The following is a 26,768-nucleotide window of genomic DNA, read 5'->3' as shown; positions in this document are numbered from 1 at the left end:
CTCGTCACTCGAAAGTGCAGCTTCGTAGTGGCTGACCTGCCTGGAAGCTCTTGACCGGCGCGCATTCGCCCGGCAGGAGGACTAACTTCGAGGGTCACCTGAGATGTCGCGAGAAGGGAGCCGTCATGGGACTCGGCAGCCTCAAGGACAAGCTGATGAACATGGGCAAGCAGCACAGCGACAAGGTCGAACAAGGCATCGACAAGGGAAGTGACGCAGCCAAGAAGAAGTTCGGCCACGAGCAGCAGGTCGATCAGGCCGCCGAGAAGGGCAAGGACTACTTCCGCAATCAGGACTCAGGGCCGCAGCAGTAGTCACCGCTCCGCTGCTCGGCCGAAGCCGACCGGCGGGACCTGGCGAGGGTGGTCCTGAACCTGGTGGTGGCCGGCAGCTCCCTGGAAAGGGGTCGTCCGTGATGGACGGCCCCTTTCCCTGTGTCCGACGGCGGGAACGGAACGGCTGAAAACCCGCAGCCGATGTCTGTGGCGATCGCCGCAGGGCGCCTGGCCCTCTTTTGATTTTGTCAGCGGCGAAGCCGCTGAGCAGTGACCAGCTTGAGCAAGTCGACCACCCGCGGGTTCTCAGGTGTCTTCTCGCGAGGACGGCTTTTTCCCTCGTGGCGGAGCCACTTGGGAAAAAGATCCCGCAGCGAGAAGACACCTGAGGTTCCGCAGAACGACCACCTACGAAGGCCAGGCAGAAGGCCTCAAGCCCTGATGGCGATGGCCATTCCTTGGCCTACTCCCACCGAGGCCGCCGCTATGCCCAGGCCGCCGCCGCGGTGGCGGAGGTGGCGGCAGAGGTCGAGGACGATGCGGGGCATCGAGGCTCCCAGCGGGTGGCCGTAGGCGAGGGCGCCGCCGTGCACGTTGACGCGTTCCCGGTCCACGCCCGGCAGGTGTTCGAGGACGGCGAGCACGACCGCGGCGAACGTCTCGTTGATCTCCCACAGGTCCACGTCGGCCGCGGTGACGTCGAGCTTGCGCAGCAGCGCTCGGATCGCGGGGACCGCGGACAGCGCGAAGTGGTGCGGATCGGTACCGGTGCTCACCGAGCCCACCAGCTCGCCCCACGGCCGCACGCCCAGCCGCTCCGCCTGCTGCTCGGTGCCGATCAGCGCGGCCAGCGCCCCGTCCGAGAGCGGAGCCGAGTTCCCCACCGTGACGGGACCGTCGGGGGAGAACGCGGGGCCGAGCCTGCCGAGCTTGCGCAGGTCGGTGTCGGGGCGCACCGATTCGTCCCGACGCACCACCGTGCCGTCCGGCGTGGTCACGGGGAACGTGAAGCCGTCGTGCAGTCCGGCGTCCCACGCGGCGGCGGCCCGGCGGTGCGAGCGCAGCGCGCACCCGTCGAGCTGGTCGCGGGTGATGCTCAGGTCGAGTGCGGTCCGCTCCGCGGCGTGCCCCAGCGGCACCGTCCACGCCGACGGCATCCGCGGGTTCACCAGCCGCCAGCCCGCGGCGGTCGACGCCGTCTCCATCCGGTCCGGCATGGCGCGGTCGGCGCGCGGTACCACGAACGGCGCGCGGCTCATGCCTTCCACCCCGCCCGCGATGAGCAGCTCGGCCTCGTCGGCCTTCACCGCTCGTGCCGCCTGCACCAGGGTTTCCCCGCCGGAGGCGCACAGCCTGTTCACGGTGACGCCGGGGACGGTCGTGGGCAGCCCCGCCAGCAGCGCGGCCATCCGCGCCACGTTGCGGTTCTCCTCGCCCGCGCCGTTGGTGTTGCCGTAGAGCACGTCCTCGACCCGCGCCGGGTCCAGCCGTCCGCTGCCCGCGGGCCCGTGCCTGCGCAGCAGTTCGGTGAGTGGCAGCGCGGCGAGATCGTCGACGCGGATCCCGGACAGCGCCCCCCGGTATCGGCCGAACGGGGTGCGGGCGGCGTCGAGGACGTAGGCGCGGGCCATGGCCCCATGCTGACCGAACGGGTGGCGTCGTTAAAGGTCCGCGCGGGGCCTATTCGGTCGCGGGGAGTTCCACCTCGGCGGCCTTCTCGGTGAGCGCGGTGACCCGTCCGCCGCGGGCGCCGAGGTCGCGCAGCTTGCGCAGATCGCGGTCGCCGCGCAGCGGCACCGTGCTGCGCGTCCACTCGCCGTCGCTGAGCCGGTCGAGTTCGCCGCGGGCGGCGTGACCGCCGTCGACGGTCGTCTTCAACGCCCCGGAAGAGGCGAGCGAGCCGCGCGCCGCGCCGAGCCTGCCGAGCGCGTCGTCGACGGCGTCGAGCAGCGCCACCCGGTTCCCCTCGGTCATGGCCCGCACCAGCTCCGGTTCGGACGCGGCGACGCGGGTGGAGTCCCGGAAGGAACCGGCCGCCAGCGACAGCGCGAGCGGCCCGCCGTCGGCGCCGACGGCGGCGAGGATGTTCGCGAACACGTGCGGCAGGTGCGAGATGCGGGCGACCGCCGAGTCGTGCTCGGCGGCGGAGACCGCCACGACGTGGGCGCCGCAGTCCAGCGCGAGCGCGGCCGCGTCGCGCCACGCGTCGAGCGTGGTGCCCTCCTCGACGGCGACGGCCCACGGCGAACCCCGGAACAGGTCGGCTCCGCCGGCGGCCCACCCGGACGACGCGGTGCCCGCCATCGGGTGCCCACCGGCGTAGCGGGCGCCGGGCAGCAGGCTGCGCACCTCGGCGTCGACGGCGTCCTTCACGCTGATCACGTCGGTGAGCCGGGCCTCCGGCGCGTGCCACGCGATCTTGCGCAGCACGTCGCGCACGGCGGTCACCGGAGTGGCGATGACGATCAGGGCGTCCTCGGTCGCCGCGCGGCGCAGCGCGTCCTCGATGCCGGTGACCTCGTAGCCGTCGTCACCGGCTCTGACGGCGTCGTCCGCCCCCGCGGTGGCACCCCAACCAGGGCGTCCGGCGGCGGTGGCGGCGCGCAGCACCGAGCCACCGATCAATCCCAGTCCGATCACGCACACGGCACGCATGACCACATCCTGCCCCACTCCGGTGCGTGCGCGGGCCACCCGGTCGTGCGGTTGTGCACCCCCGATCGCGGTGCTGAAGGTCACGAGCGCGCAATAGTGCTTTCGGGTGGCACCGGCACGCTCTACGGTTGGGCGCATGACAGGGCAGGAGCCGGTCGCGGGCTTCGCCGTTGCCGTTGTTCGTGAGGACGGCCGGTGGCGGTGCAGCGCGTTGGACGGCTCGGTATTGGGTGGGCTCGACACCACGATCACGGCGCTGCGCGACTTGCGCTCCACCGGCGCGGTGTTCGGCATGTGCAATGTGGACGACGAGTTCTTCGTCCTGATCCGCCCGATCCCCGGCGGGGTGGACCTGCTGCTCTCGGATGCCGCGGCGGCGCTGGACTACGACATCGCCGCCGACGTGCTCGACCTGCTGCGCGCGGACGCCCCGGATGAGGACGACGACGAGGTGTGGCCGGAGGGCAACCTCTCGATCCTCTCCGACATCGGTCTGCCCGAGGGCGAACTCCTGGTGATCATCGAAGAGGTCGACCTGTACCCGGACGAGCAGCTGGAGATGATCGCTCAGCGCTGCGGCTTCGGGGAGCAGTTCGCGGGCGTGCTGGAGAAGCTGGACCAGTGACGGCCCGCGACACCGAGCTGGTGCGCGCGGCGCTGGAGGTCGCTCCCGGTGCGTTGAGCACCGGTGACGTGCCGATCGGCGCGGTCGTGGCGGCCCCGGACGGGACGATCCTCGCTCGCGAGCACAACCGGCGGGAAGCCGCTGCCGACCCGACGGCGCACGCGGAGATCTTGGCGCTGCGCGCCGCCGCCCGCGCGTGGGGCGACGGCTGGCGGCTCTCCGAATGCACCCTGGCGGTCACCGTGGAGCCGTGCACGATGTGCGCCGGCGCGCTGGTGCTGTCGCGGGTGAGCCGCGTCGTGTTCGGCGTGTGGGAGCCGCGCACGGGCGCCGTCGGCTCGTTGTGGGACGTGGTGCGGGATCGCCGCAGCAACCACCGCCCGGAGGTCGTCGGCGGCGTGCTCGCCGCGGACTGCGCCGCGCTGCTGGAGGAGTTCTTCGACGGCAGGCGGTGACCTGCCTCACCTGTGCGTGATGGCGGATCAAGTGGGGTACTCCCACGGTGACGAACCCTGCGGAAGGAGTCACCCATGGGTGTGTTCGACAAGGTCAAGCACCAAGCTCAGCAGCTGACCGGCCGGGCCAAGGAGGCCACGGGCAGCGCGACCGGCAACGACGAGCTCCGCGACGCCGGCAAGCGCGACCAGGTCGAGGGCAAGGTGAAGGAGACCGGCCAGGACGTGAAGGACAAGGCGGCCGGCGCCGTGCAGGACGTCCAGGACAAGTTCAAGGGTTCCGGCGGTGGGACCGGCGGTTCCGCTGATCGCTGACCCCGTCTGCGGATGCCGAACAGGCGTCCAGTAGCCTTATCGGCGGTAGCGTGTCCGAGCGGCCGAAGGAGCGCGCCTCGAAAGCGCGTGAGGTGAGAGCCTCCGTGGGTTCGAATCCCACCGCTACCGCCAGCGAAGAGCCGGTTCCCTCCGCGAGGGGACCGGCTCTTCGGCGTTCGAGCCCAGGTCGCGGCCGTTCGCGGCGATGTCGCCGAGCGGGGTGAGCCCGGTGCCGCGCCAGGGGCGGTTGGTCGGGTCGGGCAGAGGATCTTCCGTGCCCGTGCCCGTGCCGTGGTTCGCCGGGGTGGCGACGGGCGCGGCGGAACTCGCGATTCGCAACTGAGCGGCAATGCGAATCGAACGGAGGAAATCGGGGAAAAAGGTTTGCCCGTTCAGGCAATTCGTCGATTCATCAGGCTGGGAAAGGGGCTGAAGCCCGGCCGTAGCGGCATACTTCGGCGCTGTGGAGAAACGGCTGGTCGGAGGGATTCCCTAATTGTTCGGGTGGAGCCGTCATCCTTTCGGGGGCGAGGTTCGCGGCGTCCTAGGTTCGGTGGCGAAGCACTTCCCGGAACTGAGAGGACTCTTCTCGATGAAGCGCAGCGCTCTGCTCGTGGCGTCGGTGGTGGTCGGCATGCTCACGCTCGCCGGACCGGCCTCGGCCGCCCCGTCGTACTACCGCACCTACCCGTCGCACGACCTGGCCGCCAAGGCGTGCGAGGTCGGGAAGAAGGAAGGCCGGTGGACGAGCTGCAGCTACCGTCCCGCGGAGCCCGGTCCGAATCCGCCTGTTCAGCTGTGGGTCGCGTGAGTCGTCGCTGATCCCTCGCGGACGTCGCCCTTCGCGCGCGTGCCCCGGACGGGGCGCTCGAGCGGAGGGCGAACGGCTGTCCGGCCGCAGCGTCCCGGCGCCGGGTGCGCGTCCGGATCTGCTTCCGCGTCCGCGAGAAGGTCGCTCTCGCATTTCCGGGTGGAACGTCCGATGCGCCGTTCGGGCGTGTCCGCGCTGCCGATTCCGAGGAATCGCGACTGGCGCAGGGAAATCCCGCGCGAACTCGAGGCCGATATTTGGTGAAATTCCGAGAATGGAAGCGGAATGCTCCGGGAGGGGGCCGGTGAGCAGGCTCCATCGGCGGAGGAGCGCGGAACATGTGTGGAATCGCGGGAATGGTGTCGTTCGGCGACGACTTGAACCGGAAGAGGCACGTCGTCGAGGCGATGACCGAAACGATGGCCTGCCGCGGACCGGACGCGGCGGGGATCTGGCTGGACCGGCACGTCGCGTTGGGCCACCGCAGGCTGGCGGTGATCGACCTCGAAGGCGGTGCGCAGCCGATGCGGGTCGACACCCCCGACGGATCGGTCGTGCTGACCTACAGCGGTGAGGCGTACAACTTCGCGGAATTGCGCGAAGAACTCCGCGTTCGCGGGCACCGCTTCCGGACCTCCAGCGATACCGAGGTGGTGCTGCACGCCTACCTCGAATGGGGCGAGGCGCTCGTCGACCGGCTCAACGGCATGTACGCCTTCGCGATCTGGGACGCGCGGGACGAGAAGCTCGTCATGGTGCGCGACCGGATGGGCATCAAGCCGTTCTACTTCCAGGAGACCGGGGACGGCGTGCTGTTCGGCTCGGAGCCGAAGGCGATCCTGGCCCACCCCGACGTCGAGCCCGTCGTGGAGGCCGACGGCGTCAGCGAACTGCTCGGCGGCGTCAAGACACCGGGGCACGCGATCTGGGCCGGGATGCGCGAGGTGGTGCCGGGCACGCTCGTGGTCGTGGACCGCGCGGGCCTGCGCGAGCGCACGTACTGGAAGCTGCGCACCGCGGAGCACCCCGACGACCTGGACACGACGATCAGCAGCATCCGCGGGCTGCTCGACGACACGGTGCGGCGCCAGCTCACCGCCGACGTGCCGCTCGGGGTGCTGCTGTCCGGCGGGTTGGACTCCAGCGCGCTCACCGCCCTGTCCGCGCAGCAGCTGGCCGCGCAGGGGGAGAAGGTGCGCAGCTTCTCGGTGGACTTCGTCGGGCTCGCCGACAACTTCCAGCCCGACGACATGCGCGCCACCCCGGACTCGCCGTTCGTGCACGACGTGGCGAACCACGTCGGGTCGGTGCACCGGGACATCGTGCTCTCCGACGCGGCGCTGGCCGACCCGGCCACCCGGCGGCGGGTGATCGCGGCGAAGGACTTCGCGGTCGGAGCCGCCGACACCGACGTGTCGTTGTACCTGCTGTTCCAGGGCGTTCGCGAGCACTCCACGGTCGCGCTGTCCGGGGAGACCGCCGACGAGCTGTTCGGCGGCTACCCGTGGTTCCACGACCCCGTGGCGCAGCAGGCCGACATCTTCCCGTGGATGGTGCCGGTGCTGGCAGCGGGTGAGGCCTCCGAGGACGATGGCGGGCCCGCCGTCTCGGAGTTCTTCGACCCGGATCTGGACCGCGGGATCGACCTGATGACGTACCTGAAGGACCGCTACCGCGACGCGGTCGCCGAGGTCGAGCCGCTGCCGGGGGAGGGCGCGCACGAGGCGCGGATGCGCGTCATCAGCCACGTGCACCTCACCCGGTTCCTGCGGGCGCTGCTGGACCGCAAGGACCGCATCAGCATGGCCGTCGGCCTGGAGGTGCGGGTCCCGTTCTGCGACCACCGCCTGGTCGAGTACGTCTACAACGCGCCGTGGGCGATGAAGAGCTTCGACGGCAGGGAGAAGAGCCTGCTGCGCGCGGCGACGCGGGACGTGCTGCCGCAGTCGGTGCTGAAGCGGGTGAAGAGCCCGTACCCGTCCACTCAGGACCCCGGCTACGCGGGCAAGTTGCAGGCGATGGGCCGTGAACTGCTCGCCCAGGACCACCCGATGTTCCAGGTGATCTACCGCAAGTGGTTCGAGGTCACGGTGAACACGCCGCCGGCGGTGCTGCCCGACTACGAGCGCGAGAAGCTCGACCGCGCCCTGGACATCGCCACCTGGTTCGACGTCTACCGCCCGCAGATCCGGGTGCCGTAGGGCGGCCGGTGCCGGTGGCGGGAATCCGCCACCGGCGTCCGCCCCGTGCCTGGTGGAGCTCGCCGACGCCGCGCGGGTTTCCCGTTCGGCCACCGGAAAAGGGGACGAACGTCATCCCCGGCCGGTAGCGTCGCCGCGTTGTGATCGTCGACTGCTGGGGGTGGGGCGTGTACGGATCGTCGAAGGCGCTGGCCGGAGCGTTGGCCGCGTGCGGAGTGCTGGTGGTGCTGCCGGGTTCGGCGGCTGCCGCCGAGATCCGGATCCACGACGTCCAAGGCGCGGGCCGGGTTTCCCCGCTGTTGGGCCAGGAGGTCGCGGGGGTCCGGGGTGTCGTCACGGCGGTGCGCCCGGAGGGGAATTCGCCGGGTTTCTGGTTCCAGGACCCGAATCCGGACGGTGATCCGCGCACCAGCGAGGGCCTGTTCGTCTACACCCCCGACGAGGCGCCGCGGGTCGCGGTGGGCGACGCGGTGTCGGTGTCCGGCACCGTCGCCGAGTACTACGCGGTCGGTGACGGCGAGCAGCCGGAGACCACGCCGAACCAGTCGGTCACCGAGCTCGCCGGTGCGACGTGGCAGGTCACCGGCACCGCGCCGGTCCCCGCGGCGGAACCGATCACCCCGGATTCGGTGCCGGAGGCGTACGCGCCGGACGGCGAGCTGGACGCGCTACCGCTGGACCCGGCCCGGTTCGCGCTGGACTTCTACGAGTCCCGCGAGCACATGGCCATCGCCGTCGAGGACGCCCGCGTCGTCGGGCCAGCGGATTCCTACGGCGCGCTCACCGTCACCTCGAAGCCCGGGCAGAACGCGGGCGAGCGCGGCACCACCACCTACACCGGCTACGACCAGCAGAACTCGGGGCGGTTGAAGGTGGAACCGATCGGCGCGCCCGCTCCGGCGGCGAACGTCGGCGATCAGCTCGCCGGGCGCACCGAAGGCCCGCTGGACTACAGCCGCTTCGGCGGCTATCTGCTGGCGGCGACGGCGCTGGGCGAGCACCGGCCCGTCGGGGTGCGCCCGGAGGTCACCCGCCCGCCGGGCGAGGACGAGCTGGCGGTGGCGACCTACAACGTCGAGAACCTCTCCGCGACCGACGAGCAGGGCAAGTTCGACCGGCTCGCCCACGGCGTGACCACGAACCTCGCCGCCCCCGACGTGATCTCGCTGGAGGAGGTGCAGGACGACACCGGAGCCACCGACGACGGCGTGGTCACCGCGGACCGGACCTTGGGCCGGTTCGCCGACGCGATCGAAGCGGCCGGCGGGCCGCACTACGAGTGGCGGCAGATCGACCCGGTCGACGGGGCCGACGGCGGCGAACCGGGCGGCAACATCCGGGTGGCGTTCCTGTTCGACCCGGCGCGGGTGTCCTTCGTGGACCGTCCCGGCGGGGACGCGGGAACTCCCGTGGAGGCCGTCGAATCCGGTGAGCGCGCGGCACTGAGCGCCTCACCCGGCCGGATCGCGCCGGCCGACGACGCGTGGCGGGCCAGTCGCAAGCCGCTCGTCGGCGAGTTCACCTTCCGCGGCGAGCAGGTGTTCGTGGTCGCGAACCACTTCACCTCCAAGGGCGGCGACCAGCCGCTGCACGGTCGTGTGCAGCCGCCGGTGCGCGGTTCGGAACAGCAGCGGATCGCGCAGGCCCGGTTGGTGCGTGGGTTCGTCGCCGACCTGGTGGCGATCGACCCGCAGGCGAAGGTACTGGTCACCGGCGACCTCAACGACTTCGGTTTCTCCCCGGCGGTGTCCGCGCTGACCGACGGAGGGCTGCTGTCGTCGCCCGCGGCGTCGCTGCCGCCGACCGAGCGCTACAGCTACGTCTACGAGGGCAACGCCCAAGCCCTCGACCACGTCCTGATCACCCCCGGCGTCGGCGAGGTCGACTACGACGTCGTGCACATCAACGCCGAGTTCGCCGACCAGGCCAGCGACCACGACCCCCAACTCATCCGCATGCGGTGATCCGCCGCTTGGTTTTCCTTGGAACGCAAGGAAAAGAAGGACTTCGATCAGGTGGCGCCGCTCAGGTTCCGGGAGGTGAGACCCGATACAAGGGTGATCAGAGTTTCGCGGAGATTCGAGTATCTCACCGCGAGCGAGAGGATCGCCGTTGCCGTTCAAAGTGGGGGAGTTGCTCAAGTGGATCGAGGCGGACGGTTGGGTGCTGAAACGAACCCGTGGCAGTCATCGCCAGTATCAGCACCCGGTCAAGCCGGGGAAGGTGACGGTAGCCGGAAAGCCCAGCGATACGTTGCACCCGCGCACCGAGGCGAGCATCCTGAAGCAGGCTGGACTCGATCGGAGGCCGTAGTGAGCGAATATCTCGTGCTCGTCGAGCGGGACGACGAGGGGGGCTTCAGCTCCTGGGCTCCTGACCTCCCCGGAGTCGCCGCAGCGGCCGCCACTTATCAGGAATGCGTCTTGCTCATGCGCGAGGCCGTCGAATTCCACTTGGAAGGGATTCGCGAGGACGGTGACGTGGTCCCGACGCCGACCGTGGTCGGTGCGGTGACCATCGAAGCGGCCTGATCAGAGTTCGGGTGAGCCGAGCCCCGGTGCGCCTTCGTCCGCTCCGGGGCTCGATGTTGTGCGAGGCCGTCCCCGCTGGGCAAGACGATCTTCGACTGGTTCACCGCTCCTGGGAACTTCCTCTACTAGGGGTCACTCAAAGTGAGTACGCTGTGGTCACTGGGTGACGAAGGGGGGAGTTATGGGGCAACCGCAGCGGGACGCGTCGAAAGGTGAAGTGCAGGAGCTGGGCGATTCGGCCTAGCGGCGCGGGCGATGCCGCAGCGGCCCGAGCCGAGGTCGCGCCACGGCGTTCGGTGGGCGCCGGGGTCGTGCGGATCCGGGTCCGCGAAACGCGGAAGGCCCGGTGCTCGCTGAGCACCGGGCCTTCCGATCGGCGGAGGATACGGGATTCGAACCCGTGAGGGCTATTAACCCAACACGATTTCCAATCGTGCGCCTTAGGCCGCTCGGCCAATCCTCCACGCGGAAGTGTACGTGAGGCCGATGATCAGCTCGTGCAGGGGTCCCCCGCGTGCTGACCAGCGGCGGCGAAGATCGACCGCGCGGGCGCGACACCGCTCAGAGCGCGCGCAGCACCCGGATCCGATCCTGCTGCGAGCGCTGCGCCACGGCCGCCTCCGGGACGGCGCTCTCGAACGCGTGCGGGCACCCCGGCCGCACGTGCAGTTCCACCGGCGTGCCCGCGGCGGCGAGCCTGCGGGCGTACTCGATGTCCTCGTCCCGGAAGATGTCGAGGTCGCCGACGTCCACGTAGGCCGGGGGCAGGCCGCTGAGATCGTCGGCGCGGGCGGGCGCTGCGATCGCGGGGACGTCCGCGGTGCCCGCGAGGTCGCCGAGCAGCGCGTGCCAGCCGGTGAAGTTGCGGTCGTAGGACCAGGTCGCCAGCGATTCCAGCTCGGGGTCCGGTTCGATGTTGCGGTCGTCGAGCATCGGGTAGATCAAGACCTGTCGGGCCAGCGGCAACCCGCGTTCCCGCGCCAGGAGCGTGACGCCCGCGGCGAGACCGCCGCCCGCGCTCTCACCCATGATCGCGATGCGCGCGGGGTCGACCCCCAGCTCGGCGGCGTGCTCGTGCAGCCAGGCCGAAGCCGCGTAGGCGTCCTCGACGGGCGCGGGGTGGGGGTGCTCGGGCGCGCACCGGTAGTCCACGGCGAGCACCGGGACCCCGGAGGCGGCGGCGAGCCGGGCGGCCTGCGGCAGGCACGGATCGACGTCGCCGAAGACCATCCCGCCGCCGTGCAGCCACACCACCGCCGAGCCGGACCGTTCGCCGTCCGGGGCGAGCCACCGCAGCGCGATCTCGGCGCCGTCGGCGCTGGTCGCGGTGAAGTCGCTCCTGGACACGCCCGGCACCGGCGGCAGCGCGGCGGCCGCGCTCATCGCCGTCTCGATCTGGCGTCGGATCGCGAGCGCGTCGCCGCGGGCCTCGGGCGCGGGGCGGTTCGCGAAGTACGCCTCCATCGCCGGTTTCAGTTCGGGGTCCAGTTCGAGCGGCACGGGGTCCTCGGCTTCCGATCGGAGTCCAGGCCGAGGCTAGCCGCCACCACCGACGATCTCCGCCGGTTCCGCCCACCGCTGAACGGGGAAACGCCCGGTCACGAGAGGTTCAGCTCCCGGCGTACATCAGCTCCCACACGTGGCCGTCGACGTCCTGGAAGCTCCCGCCGTACATCGGCCCCATCTCGGAGCTCGGCTTCCACGGCTTGCCGCCCGCCTCGATGGCCTTGGCGACGAGGTCGTCGACCTGGTCGCGGGTCTCGACGCTGAGGCAGTTGAGGACCTCGGTCGTCGTCGTGGCGTCGCTGATGTCGCCGTTGACGAACTCGGCGAAGCGGTCGTGCTCCAGCATCATCACCATGATGTTCTCCTCGACGACCATGCAGATCGTCTTCTCGTCGGAGAACTCGTCGTTGAAGCCGAAGCCGAGTTCGGCGAAGAACGCCTTCGAACGCTGCACGTCCTTGACCGGCAGGTTCACGAAGATCATGCGCATGGCGGGCCTCCTGGAGAGCTCTGGCTCACGTTCCACCGGGTAGACCCCCGGCGGACGTGGAACTCATCGGATACCCGCGATGTCCCGCCGCATCCCGCGACGGCGAGGCGGCCGCCGGAGCGTGCGGGCCGGTCGGCGCGAGTTCCCCCGCGCCGACCGGCCTCCGGGCTCAGGACTCGATGTTCAAGCAGGCCGCGCGGCCACCGGCCTTGCCGGCCTGGCCGGCGGCGGTGTTCGTGTTGGACTCCTCGTGGATCACGATCGACTTGGGCGCGCGCTCGCCGGTGATGCCGAACGGCACGTTCGCCGAAGCCTGCCCCGCGCCCTGCGCGTCCGTCTGCAGGTCGAGCCAGATCTCGTTCTGCGGGTTGGCGTACGCCGGGTCCGCGGACGGGCTCTGCGGCGAGGCGGCCGGGTCCTGCTTGTTCTGGAAGTGCGGTCCCGCCGCGTCGCCCGTCGGGCCGCAGGCGTTGACGTGCGCGTGCACCGCGTAACCGCGGTTCGGCTGCAAGCCGGTGACCTCGAAGTCCACCACCGTGGACTGCTCGGAGCCCTCGACGGTGGCCTTGACCTTCGCCCCCGCCGGCGCGAGCGCCGGGTTGTAGGTGAAGGCCGAACCCTGGCCGCCGGGCTGCGCCAGCGTGCCTTCGAACGAACCGGTCTTCGCGTCGCCGCCACCGGTTTGCGTCTGCTCCGCCGGCGGCGGAGGCGTGCCCGGACCGGGCGGCTGGGAGGACGGCTCGCCAGGGGGCGTGCACGCGGTCAGCGCGAGGGCCGCGACCGCGCTGCCGAGGACGAGGACCCGGCGACCGGCAAAAGTGATCCGCTGAGACATGCCGCAGATCATGCCCGAAACAGGCGAAACAGGCGATCACCGGCCCAGGTGGTGAGCGTGACAGCGACCCCGATGGGGGAGCGTTCACAGCCTCGGAGCGGACGCGTTAGACTCTTGGTGGGACTCCGTGCGACGTCCATCCTGTGAACTCCCCCAGGGCCGGAAGGCAGCAAGGGTAAGCGGGCTCTGGCGGGTGCGCGGGGTCCCGCTTACTTTTCCCCGGCCGCCGCACCCGCGTCCCGATCCTGGTCCGCCCCGATCCGGGCTGTCGGTGCCACCGCGTAGGGTCTCGACCGTGGCGCTCGCCCTCTACCGCAAGTACCGTCCGGCGACCTTCGCAGAGGTCGTCGGCCAAGAGCACGTCACCGAACCGCTGCGCACCGCACTGTCGGCGCAGCGCATCAACCACGCTTACCTGTTCTCCGGGCCTCGCGGCTGCGGCAAGACCTCCAGCGCGCGCATCCTCGCCCGGTCGTTGAACTGCGCCCAAGGCCCGACGCCGGACCCGTGCGGTGAGTGCGACTCGTGCGTGGCGCTGGCCCCGGAAGGGTCCGGCAGCGTCGACGTCGTGGAACTCGACGCGGCCAGCCACGGTGGCGTCGACGACACCCGCGAACTGCGCGATCGGGCGTTCTTCGCGCCCGCCCAGTCGCGGTACCGGATCTTCATCATCGACGAGGCCCACATGGTCACCACGCAGGGCTTCAACGCCCTGCTGAAGATCGTCGAGGAACCTCCGGAACACCTCATCTTCGTGTTCGCCACGACCGAACCGGACAAGGTGCTCACCACCATCCGGTCCCGGACGCACCACTACCCGTTCCGGCTGATGCCGCCCGGCGTCATGCGCGACCTGCTCGAACGCATCTGCGGCGACGAAGGCGTGCAGGTCGAACCGGCCGTGTACCCGCTGGTGATCCGCGCGGGCGGCGGCTCGGCGCGCGACACGCTCAGCGTGCTCGACCAGCTGCTCGCCGGGGCCGGGGACGAAGGCGTCACCTACGAGCGGGCCGTGGCGCTGCTCGGCGTCACCGACGTGGCGCTGATCGACGACATGGTCGACGCGCTCGCCGCAGGCGACGGCGGATCGGTGTACGGCACCGTGGACAAGCTCGTCGAAGCCGGGCACGACCCGCGCCGCTTCGCCGCCGACCTGCTCGACCGGCTCCGCGACCTCGTGCTGCTGCACGCCGTGCCCGACGCGGGCACCCGCGGGCTCATCGACACGGCGGGCGACGAGCTCACCAAGATGCAGAGCCAGACCGAGCAGCTCGGCGCGGCCACGCTGTCCCGGTACGCGGAGATCGTGCACACCGGGCTGCAGGACATGCGCGGGGCGACCGCTCCTCGGTTGCTGCTGGAACTGCTGTGCGCTCGGATGATGCTGCCCGCCGTGTCCGAGGCGGAAAGCGCGCTGCTGCAACGCGTCGAGCAGGTCGAGCGGCGGATGACGCTGGCGCCCCCGGCGGCTCCGGCCGAATCCGGCGCTGCTCCCTCGGCTCCCGCTCCCGCTCCCGCTGCCACTGCCGCTCCCGCTGCGGAGGCGGCTCCGGCAGGTGGTCGGCGGGTGTTCCAGCGGCCCAGCGACCGGCAGGCGTCCGGCGGCTCCGACGGCGCGGACCGGCAGGCGCCGGCCGCCGCGCCGAAGGCCGCGAGCGAACCCGCCGCCGAGCAGCGGCCCGCCGCCGAGCAGCCCGCCGAGCAACGGCCTGCGGTCGAACGGCCGGCGGCCGAGCAGCGGCCCGCGAACGAGCAGCGCGAACCGGAGCCCGAGCAGCCGGTCGCGCAGCAGCAACCCGCCGCTCCCGCTGAACAGCCCGCCGCCCCGGCGCCCGCCGCGAACGGCGACGCGGATCGACGCCCGAGCGCTCCCGCCGCGTCGCAGGAACCGGCTCGCCCCGCTGCCGCGCCCCCGCAGTCCGAACCGTCCGAGCCCGCCGTCGCCGAACCGGGCGCCGCGCACTCCGCAGGCTTCGGCGCCGCCGACGTGCGCCGGGTGTGGGCGGACCTGCTGCGGGCCGTGGCGCAGCGCAATCGGCCGACGCAGGCGTTGCTGCTCAACGCCACGGTGCACGACTACGTCGACGGCGCGCTGGTGCTGACGATGCCCACCTCCGGGTTGGTGAAGCAGTTCGCGCAGCAGCGCCGCATCGACTTCGTGCGCGAGGCGATGAGCGAGGTGCTCGGCGCGGGGCCGGACTACGAGGTGCGGTGCGTCGAAGCAGGGTCCGCGCCCGCTCCGCAGCGCCCCGCCGGTGCGGGCTCGGCCGGCAACGGTGCGAAGAAGGAACCGCCGCCGCCCGCCGCTCCGCCGACCTACAGCCGCCCGAGCGCCGCCCGGCAGCAAGCGCAGGCGCAGCAGCCCGCGCCGGACTCCGGCAACGGTGGCCAGCGCAAATCCGCCCCGGAGCGCCCCGCGCGGCCGTCCGGGGCCAACGGCCGTGCGCGGTCGTCTTCCGACGACATCCCGCCGCCGCCGGAGCCGCCGCCGGACGACGAGCCGCCACCGGAAGACGCCCTCCCGCCCGCACCGCCGCCGGACGACGAGGACGAGGAAGCCATGATCGCGGGCTCCTCCCCGGCCTCGGAGGCCGAAGCGGCTCCGCGCCGCGACCGCGAGGAGGAGGCCGTCGAGCTCTTCGCCGCCGAACTCGGCGCCCGCAAGATCGACGACTGACCGGGGCACATCCCGCAGCAGCAAGAAGAACGGCGCACGCCCGGATCCGGGCGTGCGCCGTTTCTCGTGCGCGGAACCGCAGCTCCCGAGCACACCGCCGCCACCACGCTCGCGACTGAGTGAACGGCCCGTTCGTCCAACGGGATTGGACGAACAGGCCGTTCACTCTCATCGGGTCTGCGTCGGGACGGGCTTTGGGCAGGGTGAACGGCCTGTTCGTCCAACGGGATTGGGCGAAGGGTCCGTTCACTCCGAACCGAGGCGCTGCCGCCGCGATCGGCGTTCCGGCGCGGCTCAAGGTCGACGGAGTGAACGGGCCGCTTGTCCAACGGGTTTGGGCGAACGGTCCGTTCACTCACGCACCAGTGGGTCCCGACGGCGCGGGCGAGTGCTCTGGGCGGGGTGAACGGCCTGTTCGTCCAATGGGATTGGGCGAACGGTCCGTTCACTCTCATCGGGTCTGCGTCGGGAGGGTGCTTTGGGCAGGGCAACGGACCGTTCGTCCAACGGGATGGGACGAACGGGCCGTTCACTCCGGGAGTGGGCGCGCGGGGGTCAGATGAGGTGGCGGGTGAGGAACGCCAGGGCGCGGGGGTAGGCGTTCAAGCGGTTGGAGCGCTTCGCCAAGCCGTGGCCCTCGTCGTCGAACACGAGCAGTTCGCACTCGACGCCGTTGCGGCGCACCGCCTCCGCGAGCTGCTCCGCCTCCGACAGCGGCACCCGCGGGTCGTTCGCCCCGTGGATCACGAACAGCGGCGCGGAGATCTCGTCCACGTGCGTCAGCGGCGACGCCTCGCGCAGGAAATCGGCGTCGTCGGCCAGCGATCCGTACTCCCGCTCCCGGTGCGCCCGACGGTACGGCGAGGTGTTCTCCAGGAACGTCACCAGCGACGAGATGCCCACGATGTCGACCCCGGCCGCCCACCGCCGCGGCTGGAAGGCCAGGCCCGCCAGCACCATGTACCCGCCGTACGAACCGCCCCACAACGCCGACCGGGCCGGGTCGAGGCCGAGTTGCGGGAGCCACTCGTGCAACGCCGCCAAGTCCTGCACCGAGTCCAGCCGCTTGCGCCCGTCGTCGGCGCTGTACCAGCTCTTGCCGTAGCCGGTGGAGCCGCGCACGTTCGGCACCAGCACGGTGTGCCCTTGCGCGGCGAGTCCTTGCACGACGGGGTTGAACGTGCGCACCGATTGGCCTTCCGGGCCGCCGTGGATCATCAGCACGGAGGAGCCGGTCGGCTCGGCGGGTTCGTAGACGAAGCAGGGCACCTCGGCGCCGGGCACCCGGTGCGCGGTCGGCGTCGCGAGCCGTTCACCGGCGAGCGCGGCGGCGGAGTCGGTCATCGTGATCGGCGGCGCCTCCTGCTCGGCGTCGATCACCAGCACGTCGCCGGGCACCTCCGGCGAGCTGAACGAGAGGGCGATGAGCCGCGAATCCGGCGACCACACCGGTGCGGGCAGCGGGAACGAACACCACCCGTCGCCGGGCAGCGGCACCGAGCGGCGCAGCTCCCCGGTCCGCGCGTCGTGCAGCGCGAGCCTCGCGGCGCCGTCCTCGTTGGTCTGCACCAGCAGCGTGCGCCCGTCCGGGGACAACCAGCCCAGCAGGTCGTGCTCCTCGGAGGTCACCAGCCACGTGCGCTGCCCGGTGCGCGCGTCGAGGCGGGCGACACCGGTGCGGTCCCGGTCGGCGTTGGTGCTCACGATCAGCCCGGAGTCGTCGGGCAGCCAGCGGATGTGGGTGCTGCGGGTGTGCTCGCCGAGGCCGGTGAGGGGCCGGAACCGCTCGTCGGCGGTGGCGGGCATCGTGTCGACCAGCAGGATCCGGTCGGACATCGGTTGCGCGCCGGGCAGCGTCAGCGCCAGGTAGTGGCTGTCGGGGGAGGCGACGACCTCCTGCACCATGCCGCCGCCGTCGTAGACGACGATTTCCTCGCCGGTGACGGCGCTGCGGATGACGACGTCGAAGTCGACCCCGTTGCGCCTGTTCGTGGAGTACACGAGCCGGCCGGGCAGCACGTCGAGCAGCCGGTGGACGTACCTCGGGTCGCGCACCAGCGGCTGGAGGTCGCCGAGTTCGGCGGGCCGGGTGCGGCGGCGGTCCAGGCGCATCAGGGAGAGCTGGCCGCGTTCGTTGCCGCCGGTGTCGTGCTGGATGATCGCCGCCCGCTCACCGGGCAGGTAGCGGCCGGTGACGGCACCGGACAGGGCGGTGAGCGCCGTGACGCGGCCGTTCGGGGACAGCTCCACGAGCTGGGTGGAGCCCGATTCGTCTGACCCGGCGAGCACTCGTCCCGCCTCGTCCACGTCGAACGCCCGCCAGCTCGCCAGTTCCAGCAACCGCACCATGTCCACCGCCATGCGCTCACCTTGTCACGCACACCCGCCGCGGTGATCGACCGGTAGGTGATGATCAACACCTCGATCGTTACGGTGGTCGGCGGCGCCTCGGCATCCCGATGGCGGATTCCGGCGCGCAGCGGAACCGGCAGCGCACGGCCCCGTGAGTGAACGGACCGCTTGCCCAATCCCGTTGGACGAACGGTCCGTTCACCCCATCCGCTCCACACCACGACGCGGAGGTGCCGTCCGCTGGGGCCGCGCCGGTTTCGAGTGAACGGCCCGTTCGTCCGATCCCGTTGGACAAGCGGTCCGTTCACTCCACCCCTGCCAGGGCCTCGGAAGCTCAACCGAGCCGTCGCCCCGGGCTGCGGGTCCGGGTGAACGGACCGTTCGCCCAATCCCGTTGGACGGACGGTCCGTTCACTGCATCTCCGAGGTGCAGGGTGCGTGGTGCGGTGAACGGCCCGTTCGTCCGATCCCGTTGGACAAGCGGTCCGTTCACCGCGGTCGGTGGGCGGCGTGGGGGACATGCTGGGTGGTTGCGCCGGGTGGCGGCGGGGCACGACTACCCTGGTGGTGTGCCCGGTTCGGGCACGTGCCCACGCTGGGTTCGGACCGGTCACGCGACCGGAACGCCGGGTGCGAACGCCACGCGGCGAACTCCAGCGGTGACCAAGAACAGCTCTGGGAGGACCACGGTGCAACCGGGTGGCCAGCCGAACATGCAGCAGATCATGGAACAGGCGCAGCAGATGCAGCAGCAGCTGATGACCGCGCAGCAGGAACTCGCCGACGCGGAGGCCACCGGCACCGCGGGCGGCGGCCTGGTGACGGCGGTCGTCAGCGGCACGGGCGAGCTGAAGTCGGTCGACATCGACCCGAAGGCCGCCGACCCCGAGGACACCGAGACCCTCTCGGACCTGGTGGTGGCCGCGGTGCGCGACGCGAACCGCGCGGCGCAGGAGCTGCAGGCCGAGAAGATGGGTCCGGTGACCGGCGCGCTGGGCGGTCAGGGACTGGGCGGCCTCGGCCTGCCCGGCATGTGACGGAGCGTCCACAGTGTACGAAGGTCCGGTCCAGGACTTGATCGACGAGCTGGGCAGGCTGCCCGGCATCGGTCCGAAGAGCGCCCAGCGCCTCGCCTTCCACCTGCTGGCGGCGGAACCGGCGGACGTGACCCGGCTGCAGGAGGTGCTGCAGAAGGTCAAGGAAGGCGTGATGTTCTGCGAGGTCTGCGGCAACGTCTCCGAGCAGGAGAAGTGCCGGATCTGCCAGGACGCGCGCCGCGACGTGTCGTTGGTGTGCGTGGTGGAGGAGCCCAAGGACGTGCTCGCGGTGGAGCGCACCCGCGAGTTCAAGGGCCGCTACCACGTGCTCGGCGGGGCGCTGGATCCGTTGTCGGGAATCGGGCCGGACCAGCTCCGGGTGCGGCAGCTGCTGACGCGCATCGGCACCGACGAGATCACCGAGGTGATCATCGCGACGGACCCGAACACCGAGGGGGAGGCCACGGCGACGTACCTGGTGCGGATGCTGCGGGACTTCCCCGGTTTGAACGTGACGCGACTGGCTTCGGGGCTCCCGATGGGCGGTGACCTGGAGTTCGCGGACGAGCTGACGCTGGGGCGCGCCCTGTCGGGGCGCCGGTCGATGTGAGCCCGCGCGGGCGGGACGTGCGCCCGCCCGCGCGGTGCTCGCCGCGTGGTGCGCGATGAGCGACTTCGCGGCGGCCGTCGTCGCGGCGGCCGAGCACGCCCGGGCGGCTCCGGCCCGGCTCGGCGGGGTGCGGCTCGTGGCGGTGGACGGGCCGTCGGGTTCCGGCAAGTCCACGTTCGCCGACCTGCTGGTGGCCCGCCTGGACGGCGGCGCCGAATCCGGCCGGGTGCGGCTGATCCGCACCGATGACTTCGCCACGTGGGACGAGCCCGTGCAGTGGTGGCCCCGGTTGCGGGACGGCGTGCTCGAACCGCTGCGGGCGGGGCGCGCCGGGAGCTACCGGCGCACGGAGTGGCCGGGCGGGCGGCCGGTGCTCGGGGCTCGCGTCGAGGTGGCGGTGCCGCGAATCCTGGTGCTGGAAGGGGTTTCCGCTGCTCGCGCTGAGGTAGCACCCGATCTGTCCACGGCGGTCTGGGTGGAGGCGGCGGAGTCGCTGCGGCTGGAGCGCGCCGTGGCCCGCGACGGTGAAGGTTCCCGTCGTGAACTGCGCCGCTGGCAGCGCTTCGAGCGCGAGTGGTTCGCCGCGGACGGCACCCGAGCCCGCGCCGACGTCCACGCCCGTCCGCCGGGCTGATCCCGCGACGGGACGCAATTCGATCTTCGCCGGTGCTCGTTTCCGGCTTCTCGCCGAGCATCGCGGTTCAGGTGAACGGTCCACAATTCGTTGCGCCGTCCGGGTTAATTGATCGTCCTCGGATCATCTGCCGGGGTCATCGAGGATCTTTCGAGGTCAGCGGACGTGATCGGTCCGAAATGAGGACGCGCTGCGAGAGCGGCGGCCGAATTCCCAGTATTTCGGGAACTCGCGGGAAAAAGAAGTGCGCGAAGCCCGCGCGAGTAGCGAGATCGTAACCTCAACTACTCCAAAGGGGCGGCGCGGCGGACTACTGTTCTCGACAATGTGAGACTTGAGACACATCGAGGTGCTTAGATGAGAGCTCCGTCGAGGCCGCTCCGTTCGACCAGCGTCCGGCGTCGGACCGCCGTAGTGGGATTCACCTGCGCATTAGCGGTCGCAGCGGCAGGATGCGCCGAATCGCAGCGCGGCGAAGGCGGTGGTGAAGGCGGCAGCCTCACCTTCGGCGCCGCCGGCGCCCCGGACCTCTTCGACCCGTTCTACGCGTCCGACGGGGAGACGTTCCGGGTGACCCGCCAGATCATGGAGGGTCTCGTCGGGTTCAAGGAGGGCACCGCGGACGTCGAACCCGAACTCGCGGAGCGCTGGGAGCACAGCCCCGACGGCAAGACCTGGACGTTCCACCTGCGCCAGGGCGTGAAGTTCCACGACGGCACCGACTTCAACGGCGAGGCCGTCTGCAAGAACTTCGAGCGCTGGTACGACCAGACCGGCGCGGGCCAGAACAACGCGCTGTCGTACTACTGGATCGAGAACTTCGGCGGCTTCTCCGACGGCGCGAAGCCTTCGCTGTACGCGTCGTGCGAGTCCCCGGACGCCACCACCGCCACGGTGCACCTGACGCGCGCGACCTCGAAGTTCCCCGACCTGCTGGGACTTCCGTCGTTCAGCATGCAGTCGCCGACGGCGATGGAGCGCTACAAGGCCAACGACGTGCGGGCCGTGGGCGACAGCTTCGCCTACCCCGAGTACGCCAGCGCGCACCCCACGGGCACCGGGCCGTTCAAGTTCGCCTCCTACGACTCGGGCAACGCCGCGATCCGGTTGGAGCGCAACGACGAGTACTGGGGCGAGAAGGCCAAGCTCAACGACCTCACGTTCCGGATCATCCCGGACGAGACGACGCGCAAGCAGGAACTCGAATCCGGCGGCATCGACGCCTACGACTTCCCCAACGCCGCCGACCTGAAGGCGTTGCGCGACGCGGGAAACAAGGTCGAGGTCCGCGACCCGTTCAACATCATGTACCTGGGCATCACGCAGAAGAACAACCCGGCGCTGCGGGACCTGCGGGTCCGCCAGGCGCTGGCGCACGCGGTGGACCGGGAGAACCTGGTCAAGGCGAACCTGCCGGAAGGCGCCGAGGTCGCGAAGGAGTTCTACCCGGACACCGTCGACGGCTACGCCGACGACGTGCAGCAGTACCCGCACGACCCGGCACGAGCCAAGCAGCTGCTCGCCGAGGCGGGGGCGTCGGACCTGACGTTGAACTTCTACTGGCCCGCCGAGGTCACCCGGCCGTACATGCCGGACCCGCAGGGCATCTTCAACGCGCTCGCCGAGGACCTCCGCGAAGCCGGGATCACGGTGAACGCGGTGAGCAAGCCGTGGAACGGCGGCTACATCGACGACGTGGACAACGCCCGCGCCGACGTGTTCCTGCTGGGCTGGACCGGCGACTACAACACGCCGGACAACTTCATCGGCACGTTCTTCGGCACCCCGGACAACCGCTTCTACACCGCGGCGTCCCCGTGGGGCGAGCAGCTCGCGACGGAGCTGCGGACCGCCGACGCGGAACCCGACGACGCGCGCCGCGAGGCGCTCTACCAGGAGGTCAACCGCAAGCTGCTCAGCGACTACCTGCCCGCCGTGCCGCTGTCGCACTCGCCGCCGGCGATCGTGGTCAGCGAGCGGGTGCAGGGCCTGGTCCCCTCGCCGCTGACCGCTGAGGAGTTCGCCGGGGTCAGCGTCACCGGGTGACCAGGTGGGGTCGGACGCGCACCCGTCCGCAGGTGACCGCGCGGGTCCCGCGGTCGCGTCCGGCCCCCGCTCCGCAGTTCACGACCGCTCAACGGGGGACGCTTGCTCCGCTACACGATCCGGCGACTGGCACAGCTGGTGCTCGTCGTCTTCGTCCTGTCCATGTTGCTGTTCGGCTGGTTGCGCATGCTGCCCGGCGGGCCCGTTTCGGCGCTGCTCGGCGACCGGGCCACCCCGGAGGCCCGCGCCCAGCTGGAGTCGCAGCTCGGCCTGGACCAGCCGATCTGGGTGCAGTACGGGAAGTTCCTGCTGCGCGCGTTCACCGGTGACTTCGGCACCTCCACCGGGGTGGAGCGGGGCGCGCCGGCGCTGGAGGTCTTCCTGACCCGGTTCCCCGCGACCATCGAGCTCTCGCTGTTCGCGCTGCTGCTGGCGGTGGCCGTGGGCATTCCGCTCGGCTACCTCGCGGCGCGGCGCCGCGGCGGCTGGTGGGACAACATCAGCATCACCTGGTCGCTGGTCGGCGTCGCGGTGCCGGTGTTCTTCCTGGCGTTCCTGCTGAAGTTCGTGTTCGCCGTGCAGCTGGGCGTGCTGCCCGCGTCGGGCAGGCAGGACACCGGGATCCAGGCCACCCACGTCACCGGCTTCTACATCCTCGACGGGCTGCTGACCCGCGAGTGGGACGCGTCGTGGAACGCGTTCGTGCACCTGATCCTGCCGGCGATCGCGCTGTCCACCATCCCGTTCGCGGTGATCTTCCGGATCACCAGGGCGGCGGTGCTCGACGTGCTCGACGAGGACTACGTGCGCACCGCCCGCGCGAAGGGCCTCAGCGCCATGGTGATCCGCGGCAGGCACGTGCTGCACAACGCGATGCTCCCGGTGGTCACCACCATCGGCCTGCAGACCGGGGCGCTGCTGGCGGGCGCGGTGCTGACCGAGCGGGTGTTCAACATCGCGGGCATCGGCCAAGCCGTCGCCGTCGGCTTCGAACGCAAGGACTTCCCGGTGCTGCAAGTGGTGATCCTCGCGGCGGCGATGGTGTACGTGCTGGTCAACCTGCTCGTCGACCTCTCGTACGCGCTGATCGACCCCAGATTGCGGGCGAGGTGACCATGACGACCCCCACCACGCGCAAGACGCGCATCGACGAGCTCGCCGGAGCGGCGCCCGACATCGGAGTCAGCCTGGTCGCCTCCGCGTGGCGGCGGGTGCGGCGCAGCCCGGTGTTCCTCGTCGGAGCCACCATCATCGGCCTGTTCGTGCTGCTGGCGCTGCTGGCACCGCTGCTGGCGCCGCACGACCCGGGACTGCACCTGCTGGAGAACCAGGTGTCGCGCGCGGACAACACGATTCCGCCCGCGCAGCCCGGACATCCGCTCGGCGGCGACCAGTACGGCCGGGACCTGTTCTCCCGGTTGCTGCTCGGCTCGCAGCAGACGCTGCTGGTGGCGCTGCTGGCCACCGTGATCGGGCTCGGCGGCGGGCTGGTGCTCGGGCTGTTGGCGGGCGCGTTCGGCGGCTGGGTGGACGCGCTGGTGATGCGCGCCGTGGACGTGCTGCTGTCGGTGCCGTCGCTGCTGCTGGCGGTGTCCATCGGGGCGTTGTTCGCGCAGCAGAGCCAGTTCACGGTGATCCTGGCCGTGGCGATCGTGCAGGTGCCGATCTTCGGCAGGTTGCTGCGGGGCACGATGCTCGCGCAGCGCGCCAGCGATCACGTGCTCGCCGCGCGGGCGCTGGGCGTGCGGGAGAGCGCCATCGTGTTCCGGCACATGCTGCCCAACGCGCTCGGACCGGTCGTCGTGCAGGCCACGCTGGTGCTGGCGGTGGCGATCATCGACGCCGCCGCGCTGTCGTTCCTGGGGCTCGGCGCGGCCGACGACTCGGTTCCCGAGTGGGGCCAGATGCTGGGCGGTGCGCAGGACGTCATCGACTCGCATCCGCAGCTGGCGTTCTGGCCCGCGGGCTGCATCATCCTCGTCGCCCTCGGGTTCACCCTGGTCGGCGAGTCGTTGCGGGACGCCCTGGACCCGAAGCGGCGACGTTGATCGCCGACCTTCCCGTGTGAGGACCTCGGATATGGCATTGCTGGAAGTCCGCGACCTGTCGGTGGTGTTCGCGCGCCGGGGTGAGCCGCCGATGACGGCGGTCGACGGCATCTCCTTCGACGTCGAACCGGGCCGCACCGTCGGCCTGGTCGGGGAGTCCGGGTGCGGCAAGTCCGTCACCTCGCTGGCGATCATGGGCCTGCTGCCGCAGCGCGGCGCGGAGGTGACCGGCTCGGTGCGGTTCGACGGGACGGACCTGCTGGCGCTCGGCAAGAAGGAGCTCGACCGGCGGCGCGGGCGGGACCTGAGCATGGTGTTCCAGGACCCGCTGAGCTCGCTGAACCCGGTGGTGCCAATCGGGTTGCAGGTCTCCGAGGTGATCGAGCGCCACCGCGGCCTCAGCCGCAAGCAGGCGATGCCGGAGGCGTCGGACCTGCTGCGCCGCGTGGGCATCCCGGACCCGACCCGGCGGCTCAAGGAGTACCCGCACCAGCTCTCCGGCGGCATGCGGCAGCGCGCGCTGATCGCGATGGCGCTGGCGTGCCGGCCGCGGTTGCTCATCGCCGACGAGCCGACGACCGCGCTGGACGTGACGATCCAGGCGCAGATCCTGAACCTGCTGGCGAAGCTCGTCGCCGACACCGACACGGCGCTGATCATGATCACGCACGACCTGGGCGTGGTGGCCGGGTTGTGCGACGAGGTCAACGTGCTCTACGCGGGCCGCGTCGTGGAACGGGCTACCCGCCACGAGCTGTTCGCCCGGCCGCGCCACCCCTACACCGCCGGGCTGCTGGCCTCGGTGCCCCGGCTGGATTCGCCGCGGGGGCAACGGCTTTCGCCGATCCGCGGGTCGGTGAGCGACAACATCCCGTGGGACACCGGCTGCGCGTTCTGCCCGCGCTGCCCGAACGCGCTGGAGATCTGCGAACAGGAGCCGCCGGACGTGAGCGTGGACGTGGGGGCGCGGTTGCTGCGCTGCCACAACCCGGTCCGGGAGAACGCCGTGAGCACTGCGGAGCTGTCATGACGAACGAATCCACCGGGAGCGACGCCGGGCCGGACCCCGAGGTGCTGGTCGAGGTCACCGGCCTCGCCGTGCACTTCCCGATCAAGCGCGGCGTCGTGCTGGACCGCACCGTGGGCCACGTCTACGCCGTCGACGGGGTGTCGCTGAGCATCCGGCGCGGCGAGACCTACGGCCTGGTCGGGGAATCCGGCTGCGGGAAGTCCACTTTGGGCAGAGCGCTGCTGCGCCTGGAGCGGCCCACCGCGGGCAGCGTCGTGTTCGACGGCACCGACCTGTCCGCGATGAAGGGCGAACCGCTGCGCCGGATGCGCCGCCGGATGCAGATGGTCTTCCAGGACCCGCTGTCCTCGCTGGATCCGCGGCAATCCGTGGAGGCGCTGCTGGTGGAGGGGATGCGCGCGCACGGGCTCGACCGCGGCCGGGAGGCGACGGCGACGAGGCTCCGCGAACTGCTCACCGCCGTCGGCATGCCCGTCTCCGCGCTGCGCAAGTATCCGCACGAGTTCTCCGGCGGCCAGCGCCAGCGCATCGGCATCGCGCGGGCGCTCGCGGTGGGCCCGGAGCTGATCGTCGCCGACGAACCGGTCTCGGCGCTCGACGTGTCCGTGCAGGCGCAGGTCGTCAACCTGCTCGAAGACCTGCAGGGCGAGTTCGGCCTCACCTACCTGGTCATCGCGCACGACCTCGCCGTGGTGCGCCACATCGCCGACCGGGTCGGCGTGATGTACCTCGGCGGGCTCGTGGAGGAGGCGGCCTCGGACGACCTCTACGCCGAGCCGCTGCACCCGTACACCCGCGCGCTGCTGTCGGCGGTGCCCGTGCCGGATCCGGAGGTGGAGGACCGCCGCGAGCAGATCCTGCTCTCCGGCGACCTGCCCTCACCCGCCGCGCCACCGGCGGGCTGCCGGTTCCACACCCGCTGCCCGTGGAGCAACCCGGACCGCTGCGGTTCGCAACGCCCCGAGCTGCGCACGATCAGCGGCGGCCACCGCGTCGCCTGCCACCACGCCGAAGCCATCCGCGACGGCCTCCTGCACCCCGCCACCGAGCAGACCCCCGACGTGACCCCCCTCCCCACCACCGAACCAGCGACCTGACGTGGCGCTCTCGACGGCTCCAGGCCGGTTCGGGCGGACGTCGGCGGCTTCGGCGTCGCCGAGGTTCCGCTCGACGAGCCACCTCGCGAGGATTCGCTAGCTCGTTGCGAGGTGGTGCTGGACGCGGTCGGCGATCGCGGTGCGTTCATCCGCAAGGCGCTCAGCAGTTGCGGACGGCTGAGCCGAGACCTGGTCAAACTCGCCACCTGAGCGTCTAGCACGCGTACGAGGTCGTAGGGGAACTGATCGAACTGCTCGCACAGGAACTCGTCGACGCCGGTGACCCGTAGTCCCCACAGCACGAGCTGATCGTGTGGGAATCCTCTGCGGTCCCTGGTCGGCAGTACCGTCGCGCTGCCCGCGATGGCAGCTGCCGAGTGCACCCGGTCGTCGGGATCGGCGCCGGGCATGTCGTTGATCAGATGTTCGTACTCGCCCCGAGGCACTTCCCGGTCCGGGAACGCCTCACGAATCGCCTGGCAGAGCCGCTTGACCGCAGTCTCGCTCTTGCGCCCGGAGCGGGGCAGTACCCGGATCA

General features: G+C 71.1%; 24 protein-coding genes, 2 tRNA genes, 1 other RNA gene and 1 pseudogene. 20 read left to right on the top strand and 8 right to left on the bottom strand.

Annotated elements, in window-relative coordinates; all coding sequences use genetic code 11:
• Nucleotides 1-125 precede the first annotated feature (125 nt).
• Nucleotides 126-314, top strand: coding sequence for an antitoxin (locus BJ969_RS27290; RefSeq protein ID WP_246457108.1), 189 nt, complete (start codon nucleotides 126-128; stop codon nucleotides 312-314).
• 392 nt (nucleotides 315-706) lie between these two features.
• Here BJ969_RS27290 and BJ969_RS27285 read toward each other — a convergent pair whose 3' ends face one another.
• Nucleotides 707-1,906 carry a thiolase family protein gene (locus tag BJ969_RS27285; RefSeq protein WP_184483744.1) on the bottom strand — a complete coding sequence of 400 codons (1,200 nt, stop codon included), beginning with the start codon at nucleotides 1,904-1,906 and terminating at the stop codon, nucleotides 707-709.
• A 49-nt stretch (nucleotides 1,907-1,955) separates the two neighbouring features.
• Entirely contained in the window at nucleotides 1,956-2,930 is a 975-nt protein-coding gene (locus tag BJ969_RS27280) for a prephenate dehydrogenase (RefSeq protein WP_184483742.1), read from the bottom strand.
• 136 nt (nucleotides 2,931-3,066) lie between these two features.
• Here BJ969_RS27280 and BJ969_RS27275 point away from each other — a divergent pair, with 136 nt between their 5' ends.
• From BJ969_RS27275 to BJ969_RS27235, 9 genes are all read left to right on the top strand, one after another.
• Nucleotides 3,067-3,555 (top strand): tRNA adenosine deaminase-associated protein, encoded by a 489-nt coding sequence (locus BJ969_RS27275; protein WP_184483740.1) that lies wholly within the window; start codon nucleotides 3,067-3,069, stop codon nucleotides 3,553-3,555.
• Entirely contained in the window at nucleotides 3,552-4,010 is a 459-nt protein-coding gene (locus BJ969_RS27270; RefSeq protein ID WP_184483738.1) for a nucleoside deaminase, read from the top strand. The genes BJ969_RS27275 and BJ969_RS27270 overlap by 4 nt, the downstream gene beginning before the upstream one ends.
• Before the next feature lie 75 nt (nucleotides 4,011-4,085).
• Nucleotides 4,086-4,325, top strand: a complete 240-nt coding sequence (locus tag BJ969_RS27265) for a CsbD family protein (protein ID WP_184483736.1) — start codon at nucleotides 4,086-4,088, stop codon at nucleotides 4,323-4,325.
• Between the two features lie 44 nt (nucleotides 4,326-4,369).
• A tRNA-Ser gene (locus tag BJ969_RS27260) sits at nucleotides 4,370-4,457 on the top strand.
• 460 nt (nucleotides 4,458-4,917) lie between these two features.
• Nucleotides 4,918-5,136, top strand: coding sequence for a hypothetical protein (locus BJ969_RS27255; RefSeq protein ID WP_184483734.1), 219 nt, complete (start codon nucleotides 4,918-4,920; stop codon nucleotides 5,134-5,136).
• 338 nt (nucleotides 5,137-5,474) lie between these two features.
• On the top strand, nucleotides 5,475-7,337 hold the full coding sequence (gene asnB / locus BJ969_RS27250; RefSeq protein ID WP_184483732.1) for an asparagine synthase (glutamine-hydrolyzing): 1,863 nt from the start codon (nucleotides 5,475-5,477) through the stop codon (nucleotides 7,335-7,337).
• Between the two features lie 167 nt (nucleotides 7,338-7,504).
• Nucleotides 7,505-9,301: an endonuclease/exonuclease/phosphatase family protein gene (locus BJ969_RS27245; protein ID WP_184483730.1), complete on the top strand. Its 1,797-nt coding sequence runs from the start codon at nucleotides 7,505-7,507 to the stop codon at nucleotides 9,299-9,301.
• A 148-nt stretch (nucleotides 9,302-9,449) separates the two neighbouring features.
• Nucleotides 9,450-9,650: a type II toxin-antitoxin system HicA family toxin gene (locus BJ969_RS27240; RefSeq protein ID WP_184483728.1), complete on the top strand. Its 201-nt coding sequence runs from the start codon at nucleotides 9,450-9,452 to the stop codon at nucleotides 9,648-9,650.
• Entirely contained in the window at nucleotides 9,650-9,868 is a 219-nt protein-coding gene (locus BJ969_RS27235; protein ID WP_184483726.1) for a type II toxin-antitoxin system HicB family antitoxin, read from the top strand. The genes BJ969_RS27240 and BJ969_RS27235 overlap by 1 nt, the downstream gene beginning before the upstream one ends.
• A 377-nt stretch (nucleotides 9,869-10,245) precedes the next feature.
• Here the strand turns inward: BJ969_RS27235 and BJ969_RS27230 are convergent.
• The 4 genes from BJ969_RS27230 to BJ969_RS27215 all read right to left on the bottom strand — a co-directional run bounded on the left by BJ969_RS27230 (nucleotide 10,246) and on the right by BJ969_RS27215 (nucleotide 12,699).
• Nucleotides 10,246-10,331: transfer RNA gene (locus BJ969_RS27230), tRNA-Ser, on the bottom strand.
• 98 nt (nucleotides 10,332-10,429) lie between these two features.
• Entirely contained in the window at nucleotides 10,430-11,368 is a 939-nt protein-coding gene (locus BJ969_RS27225) for an alpha/beta hydrolase (protein ID WP_343071618.1), read from the bottom strand.
• 109 nt (nucleotides 11,369-11,477) lie between these two features.
• Nucleotides 11,478-11,864 carry a VOC family protein gene (locus tag BJ969_RS27220; RefSeq protein ID WP_184483724.1) on the bottom strand — a complete coding sequence of 129 codons (387 nt, stop codon included), beginning with the start codon at nucleotides 11,862-11,864 and terminating at the stop codon, nucleotides 11,478-11,480.
• 169 nt (nucleotides 11,865-12,033) lie between these two features.
• Complete coding sequence (locus BJ969_RS27215; RefSeq protein WP_184483722.1) at nucleotides 12,034-12,699, bottom strand: superoxide dismutase family protein; 666 nt, start codon at nucleotides 12,697-12,699, stop codon at nucleotides 12,034-12,036.
• 116 nt (nucleotides 12,700-12,815) lie between these two features.
• Between BJ969_RS27215 and ffs the strand changes: the two genes are divergently transcribed.
• An RNA gene (ffs, locus tag BJ969_RS27210) (signal recognition particle sRNA small type) lies at nucleotides 12,816-12,912 on the top strand.
• An 82-nt stretch (nucleotides 12,913-12,994) separates the two neighbouring features.
• A complete protein-coding gene (locus BJ969_RS27205; RefSeq protein WP_184483720.1) occupies nucleotides 12,995-15,376 on the top strand; it encodes a DNA polymerase III subunit gamma and tau in 2,382 nt (793 codons plus the stop codon).
• A 555-nt stretch (nucleotides 15,377-15,931) separates the two neighbouring features.
• Here BJ969_RS27205 and BJ969_RS27200 read toward each other — a convergent pair.
• A complete protein-coding gene (locus BJ969_RS27200; RefSeq protein ID WP_184483718.1) occupies nucleotides 15,932-17,737 on the bottom strand; it encodes an alpha/beta hydrolase family protein in 1,806 nt (601 codons plus the stop codon).
• A gap of 680 nt (nucleotides 17,738-18,417) precedes the next feature.
• Here BJ969_RS27200 and BJ969_RS27195 point away from each other — a divergent pair.
• From BJ969_RS27195 to BJ969_RS27160, 8 genes are all read left to right on the top strand, one after another.
• Nucleotides 18,418-18,765, top strand: coding sequence for a YbaB/EbfC family nucleoid-associated protein (locus tag BJ969_RS27195; protein ID WP_184485895.1), 348 nt, complete (start codon nucleotides 18,418-18,420; stop codon nucleotides 18,763-18,765).
• 13 nt (nucleotides 18,766-18,778) lie between these two features.
• Nucleotides 18,779-19,375 (top strand): recombination mediator RecR, encoded by a 597-nt coding sequence (gene recR, locus BJ969_RS27190; RefSeq protein ID WP_184483715.1) that lies wholly within the window; start codon nucleotides 18,779-18,781, stop codon nucleotides 19,373-19,375.
• A 55-nt stretch (nucleotides 19,376-19,430) separates the two neighbouring features.
• A complete protein-coding gene (locus tag BJ969_RS27185; protein WP_246457107.1) occupies nucleotides 19,431-20,009 on the top strand; it encodes a uridine kinase family protein in 579 nt (192 codons plus the stop codon).
• A gap of 357 nt (nucleotides 20,010-20,366) precedes the next feature.
• Nucleotides 20,367-22,055: an ABC transporter substrate-binding protein gene (locus tag BJ969_RS27180; RefSeq protein WP_184483713.1), complete on the top strand. Its 1,689-nt coding sequence runs from the start codon at nucleotides 20,367-20,369 to the stop codon at nucleotides 22,053-22,055.
• A 102-nt stretch (nucleotides 22,056-22,157) separates the two neighbouring features.
• Nucleotides 22,158-23,168, top strand: coding sequence for an ABC transporter permease (locus BJ969_RS27175; RefSeq protein ID WP_184483711.1), 1,011 nt, complete (start codon nucleotides 22,158-22,160; stop codon nucleotides 23,166-23,168).
• Between the two features lie 2 nt (nucleotides 23,169-23,170).
• A complete protein-coding gene (locus BJ969_RS27170) occupies nucleotides 23,171-24,103 on the top strand; it encodes an ABC transporter permease (protein ID WP_184483709.1) in 933 nt (310 codons plus the stop codon).
• A gap of 31 nt (nucleotides 24,104-24,134) precedes the next feature.
• A complete protein-coding gene (locus BJ969_RS27165; RefSeq protein ID WP_184483707.1) occupies nucleotides 24,135-25,133 on the top strand; it encodes an ABC transporter ATP-binding protein in 999 nt (332 codons plus the stop codon).
• The gene (locus tag BJ969_RS27160) at nucleotides 25,130-26,230 is read left to right on the top strand and encodes an ABC transporter ATP-binding protein (RefSeq protein WP_184483705.1); all 1,101 of its coding nucleotides are present in this window, start codon (nucleotides 25,130-25,132) and stop codon (nucleotides 26,228-26,230) included. The genes BJ969_RS27165 and BJ969_RS27160 overlap by 4 nt, the downstream gene beginning before the upstream one ends.
• Nucleotides 26,231-26,388: 158 nt before the next feature.
• Here BJ969_RS27160 and BJ969_RS31080 read toward each other — a convergent pair.
• Nucleotides 26,389-26,640, bottom strand: a pseudogene (locus BJ969_RS31080) (VapC50 family PIN domain-containing toxin); the annotation flags it as partial.
• Nucleotides 26,641-26,768: the final 128 nt, after the last annotated feature.

The organism is Saccharopolyspora gloriosae, from assembly GCF_014203325.1.
GTDB classification, from domain to species: Bacteria; Actinomycetota; Actinomycetes; order Mycobacteriales; family Pseudonocardiaceae; genus Saccharopolyspora_C; species Saccharopolyspora_C gloriosae.
Note: the sequence above shows the minus strand (reverse complement) of the source record. Positions and strands in the feature narration are given on the sequence as shown.

What these genes read in the sequence shown, in the direction of transcription:
- BJ969_RS27200 (WP_184483718.1), bottom strand. Translation starts at nt 17,737, where the DNA reads ATGGCGGTGGACATGGTGCGGTTGCTGGAACTGGCGAGCTGGCGGGCG.
- BJ969_RS27220 (WP_184483724.1), bottom strand. Translation starts at nt 11,864, where the DNA reads ATGCGCATGATCTTCGTGAACCTGCCGGTCAAGGACGTGCAGCGTTCG.
- BJ969_RS27180 (WP_184483713.1), top strand. Translation starts at nt 20,367, where the DNA reads ATGAGAGCTCCGTCGAGGCCGCTCCGTTCGACCAGCGTCCGGCGTCGG.
- BJ969_RS27275 (WP_184483740.1), top strand. Translation starts at nt 3,067, where the DNA reads ATGACAGGGCAGGAGCCGGTCGCGGGCTTCGCCGTTGCCGTTGTTCGT.
- BJ969_RS27160 (WP_184483705.1), top strand. Translation starts at nt 25,130, where the DNA reads ATGACGAACGAATCCACCGGGAGCGACGCCGGGCCGGACCCCGAGGTG.
- BJ969_RS27170 (WP_184483709.1), top strand. Translation starts at nt 23,171, where the DNA reads ATGACGACCCCCACCACGCGCAAGACGCGCATCGACGAGCTCGCCGGA.
- BJ969_RS27215 (WP_184483722.1), bottom strand. Translation starts at nt 12,699, where the DNA reads ATGTCTCAGCGGATCACTTTTGCCGGTCGCCGGGTCCTCGTCCTCGGC.
- BJ969_RS27185 (WP_246457107.1), top strand. Translation starts at nt 19,431, where the DNA reads ATGAGCGACTTCGCGGCGGCCGTCGTCGCGGCGGCCGAGCACGCCCGG.
- BJ969_RS27280 (WP_184483742.1), bottom strand. Translation starts at nt 2,930, where the DNA reads ATGCGTGCCGTGTGCGTGATCGGACTGGGATTGATCGGTGGCTCGGTG.
- BJ969_RS27285 (WP_184483744.1), bottom strand. Translation starts at nt 1,906, where the DNA reads ATGGCCCGCGCCTACGTCCTCGACGCCGCCCGCACCCCGTTCGGCCGA.
- BJ969_RS27290 (WP_246457108.1), top strand. Translation starts at nt 126, where the DNA reads ATGGGACTCGGCAGCCTCAAGGACAAGCTGATGAACATGGGCAAGCAG.
- asnB (WP_184483732.1), top strand. Translation starts at nt 5,475, where the DNA reads ATGTGTGGAATCGCGGGAATGGTGTCGTTCGGCGACGACTTGAACCGG.
- BJ969_RS27255 (WP_184483734.1), top strand. Translation starts at nt 4,918, where the DNA reads ATGAAGCGCAGCGCTCTGCTCGTGGCGTCGGTGGTGGTCGGCATGCTC.
- BJ969_RS27265 (WP_184483736.1), top strand. Translation starts at nt 4,086, where the DNA reads ATGGGTGTGTTCGACAAGGTCAAGCACCAAGCTCAGCAGCTGACCGGC.
- BJ969_RS27165 (WP_184483707.1), top strand. Translation starts at nt 24,135, where the DNA reads ATGGCATTGCTGGAAGTCCGCGACCTGTCGGTGGTGTTCGCGCGCCGG.